The organism is Micromonospora sp. NPDC047467, assembly GCF_040643095.1.
In the GTDB taxonomy this organism is placed as follows: domain Bacteria; phylum Actinomycetota; class Actinomycetes; order Mycobacteriales; family Micromonosporaceae; genus Micromonospora.
Map to the genome: position 1 here is coordinate 1 of NZ_JBEYTO010000018.1, position 4,043 is coordinate 4,043.

Annotated in this window: 2 protein-coding genes; both read left to right on the plus strand. The window is 70.0% G+C overall.

Annotated elements, in window-relative coordinates; genetic code table 11:
* Positions 1–175 precede the first annotated feature (175 nt).
* Positions 176–2,164 carry an excinuclease ABC subunit UvrC gene (gene uvrC, locus ABZ780_RS30705; protein ID WP_357012921.1) on the plus strand — a complete coding sequence of 663 codons (1,989 nt, stop codon included), beginning with the start codon at positions 176–178 and terminating at the stop codon, positions 2,162–2,164.
* Between the two features lie 949 nt (positions 2,165–3,113).
* A complete protein-coding gene (locus tag ABZ780_RS30710; protein ID WP_357488278.1) occupies positions 3,114–3,761 on the plus strand; it encodes a C39 family peptidase in 648 nt (215 codons plus the stop codon).
* The last annotated feature ends 282 nt before the right edge of the window (positions 3,762–4,043 follow it).

A 4,043-nucleotide genomic window follows, 5' to 3' on the forward strand; every position in this document is an offset into this window, starting at 1 on the left:
CTGCGCGCTGCGCGTCGCCCTGTGCGCGGTTAGCTTTTATGGGGTTTTGCCCCCGCTGTTTTAACCAGCCGGCCCGGGCCCGGGGGGGTGTCGGCCGACACCCCGACGTCCCGAAACGCCGAGTGGATCTAGCGCTCGCGGTGGCGTGTCGGTGGTGCGGACTAGGCTTGCGGGCGTGGCTGACCCCTCGACCTACCGTCCCGCACCCGGCACGATCCCGGAGTCACCGGGGGTCTACCGCTTCCGCGACGGCACCGGCCGGGTGATCTACGTCGGCAAGGCGAAGAACCTGCGCAGCAGGCTCAACTCCTACTTCGGCGATGTGTGGAACCTGCACGAGCGCACCCGGCAGATGGTCACCACCGCCGAGTCGGTGGACTGGATCACCGTCGGCACCGAGGTCGAGGCGCTCCAACTGGAGTTCACCTGGATCAAGCAGTACGACCCCCGGTTCAACGTCCGCTACCGCGACGACAAGTCGTACCCCTACCTGGCCGTCACCCTCGACGAGGAATACCCCCGGCTGCAGGTGATGCGCGGCGCCAAGCGCAAGGGTGTGCGCTACTTCGGGCCCTACTCGCACGCCTGGGCGATCCGCGAGACCCTCGACCTGCTGCTGCGGGTGTTCCCCGCCCGGACGTGCTCGACCGGGGTGTTCAAGCGGGCCGGCCAGGTCGGTCGCCCCTGCCTGCTCGGCTACATCGGCAAGTGCTCGGCGCCCTGCGTCGGCACCGTCTCCGCCGACGAACACCGGGCCATCGTCGACGGGTTCTGCGACTTCATGGCCGGGCGCACCGACACCATGGTCCGCAAGATCGAACGCGAGATGATCGAGGCGAGCGAGCAGCTGGAGTTCGAGCGGGCCGCCCGGCTGCGCGACGACGTGGCCGCACTGCGCCGGGCCATGGAGAAGCAGACTGTGGTGCTCGGCGACGGCACCGACGCGGACGTGGTCGCGTTCGCCGACGACCCCCTTGAGGCTGCCGTGCAGGTCTTCCACGTCCGCGACGGCCGCGTCCGCGGCCAGCGCGGCTGGGTCGTGGAGAAGACCGAGGACCTGACCACCGGCGACCTCGTCCACCACTTCTGCACCCAGGTGTACGGCGGTGAGCACGGCGAAACCGACGTACCCCGGGAGTTGCTCGTGCCCGCGCTGCCCGCGGACGCCGACGCGCTGGCCGAATGGCTCACCAACCACCGCGGCAGCCGGGTGTCGCTGCGGGTGCCGCAGCGCGGCGACAAGCGGGCACTGATGGAGACGGTGGAGCGCAACGCCAAGGACGCGCTGGCCCGGCACAAGCTCAAGCGGGCCGGTGACCTGACCACCCGAGGCAAGGCACTGGACGAGATCAGCGAGGCGCTCGACATGCGTACCTCGCCGCTGCGCATCGAGTGCTTCGACATCTCGCAGATCCAGGGCACCGACGTCGTCGCCAGCATGGTGGTCTTCGAAGACGGTCTGCCCCGCAAGAGCGAGTACCGGCGGTTCATCGTCCGGGGCGCGACCGACGACCTCTCCGCGATGTCCGAGGTGCTGCGCCGCCGCTTCGCCCGCTACCTCGACGCGCGGGCCGAGACGGGAGAAGTGGGTGTGGAGTCCGCCGACGACCCAGCCGCACCCGGAGGCGCGGTCGATCCGCAGGTCGGCGTCCTGGTCGACCCGACCACCGGGCGGCCCCGGAAGTTCGCGTACCCGCCGCAGCTCGTGGTCGTCGACGGCGGCGCGCCGCAGGTCGCGGCGGCCGCCCAGGCCCTCGCGGACATGGGGATCGACGACGTCGCGCTGTGCGGCCTGGCCAAGCGGCTGGAGGAGGTGTGGCTCCCCGACGACGAGTTCCCGGTCATCCTGCCGCGCACCTCCGAGGGGCTCTACCTGCTGCAACGGGTCCGTGACGAGGCGCACCGCTTCGCCATCACGTTCCACCGCCAACGCCGCTCCAAGCGAATGACCGAGTCGGCGCTGGACACCGTTCCCGGCCTGGGGGAGGTACGCCGCAAGGCCCTGCTGCGGCACTTCGGCTCGCTCAAGCGACTCTCCACCGCCAGTGTCGACGAGATCACCGAGGTGCCCGGGGTGGGTCGGCGTACCGCCGAGGCGATCCTGGCCGCCCTCGACAAGGACACGGCGGCGAACGACGAAACAACAGCGACGCCAAGTCCGTAGCCTGCTGGCCCGCCCGTCCCCGTGCCTGCCCGCTAGCCTGCCTGCCTGCGGTCTGTCCGTGTGCCCGGTTTGTCGTGTGCCCGGTCTGTCGTGTGCTCGGTCTGTCGTGTGCCCGGCTCCGTCTGTCGGTTGTTCGCATGATCGTGCTCGATCCTGGTTGTAGCGGCCTCGTTCCCTGGGTGAGGGCCCTGTTTCCTGGTTCGAGCACATGGGTTGGTTGGTGCGCGGCCTGGGGTTCCGGCCGGTGGAATCCCGTGCTTCCCGGCCTCTCCGGTCCGCAGCCCTCCCGGGCGAGCGTCGCCGTCGCGCAGCGGCGTCGTTTGGGGTGGGCGTCCGGTTGGGCGCTTGGCGGCGTCCGAATCCTGACAGCGAGCGCTTGATCGACTCCATGTCGCCGATGTGGGGGTATCCGGGACGCTCTGATACCGCGATATCGGCGATACGGAGTCGATCACCGCCCGGCGCCGGGTTCGGCGGGCCGGTTTGTCGGGTTTGGGGTCGGGGTCCCGTGGTCGGTGGCACGCTGGCGGCGGAATGATGGGCCGGGCCGGGTGGTTGTACAGGGGGTAACCACGACAGTCGCGGCCCCCGGCCCGACCGCGTTGGCCGCCGGGGAACATCCACCCGACCGGCCCGGTTACATCCCCCTGGACCACCCGAGCAGCCCTCCCAGGCCGCCGGGCAGATCCCCCGGAGCGCGGTGGAATGAGTCGCCGGCCCCGACAGTTACATCCCCCTGGACCACCCGAGCAACACCCCAGGCACGTCGGGTGAGATCCCCCGGAGTGCGGTGGAATGAGTCGCCGGCCCCGACGGTTACATCCCCTGGACCACCCGAGCAGGCCCCCCGGGCCGCCGGTGAGATCCCCCCGAACTCCCCCCCTTGCACCGCAGCGCGCCAGCCCCCGCTGGTGTCGCGGACCCCCGAATCGCAGAGGAGCACGCCATCATGCGTACCGATCTGATTCGTAAGACCGCTCTGACCGCTGCCGGCCTCGCCTTCACCGGCGGCGCCATCGCCGGCCCCGTCACCACCGCCTACGCCGCCTCGGACGCCAAGCCGGCCACCCAGACCCAGGGCAAGAGCGAGCGTCAACTCGACGTCCGCTACGAAGCCCAGCCGAACTTCTACTACTGCGGCCCCGCCGCCGCCCGCAACGCCCTGTCCGTACAGGGCAAGGACATCAGCGTCGACGCCATGGCCAAGGAAATGGGCACCACCGAGAACGGCACCAACAGCATCAACGACATCACCCCCGTCCTGAACAAGGAAACCGGCAAGAACGACGCCTACCGCTCCGTGGAGATCAGCACCCCCACGGCAGACGACAAGCAGACCGACAAGCTGCGCACCGATGTCGTCAAGACCGTCGACGACGGCCGCGCCGTCGTCGCCAACATCGCCGGCACCACCACCGACACCAACGGCAACACCCACTCCTTCGAAGGCGGCCACTACATCAGCGTCGTCGGCTACCACGACAACGGCAACACCGTCACGATCGCCGACTCCGCCAACCCCAACACCGCCTCCTACGACGTCACCATCGACCACCTCGCCGACTGGATCGCCACCCGCGGCTACGCCACCAGCTGACCCACCCACCACGCACCACCGAAGGGCCGGACCCCACCAAGGGCCCGGCCCTTCGTCGTGGGATTAGCCAGCGGCCAGGACGAGCCGGGGGCCTACCGACCGTAGGGCCGGACCCAACCGGGGCCCGGCCCTTCACCGGCATACACGCCAGCCGGCCGCGAGCACGGGCCGGGACCACACGGTCCGCGGGCCCTTTGGAGCTGATGCCGTAAACGATTCAACGCCTCGCGCTGGGTGAGTCCGACTCGCATGAGCCGAGAGGATCGGGATCGCACGCGAGCC

What these genes read in the sequence shown, in the direction of transcription:
- ABZ780_RS30710 (WP_357488278.1), top strand. Translation starts at nt 3,114, where the DNA reads ATGCGTACCGATCTGATTCGTAAGACCGCTCTGACCGCTGCCGGCCTC.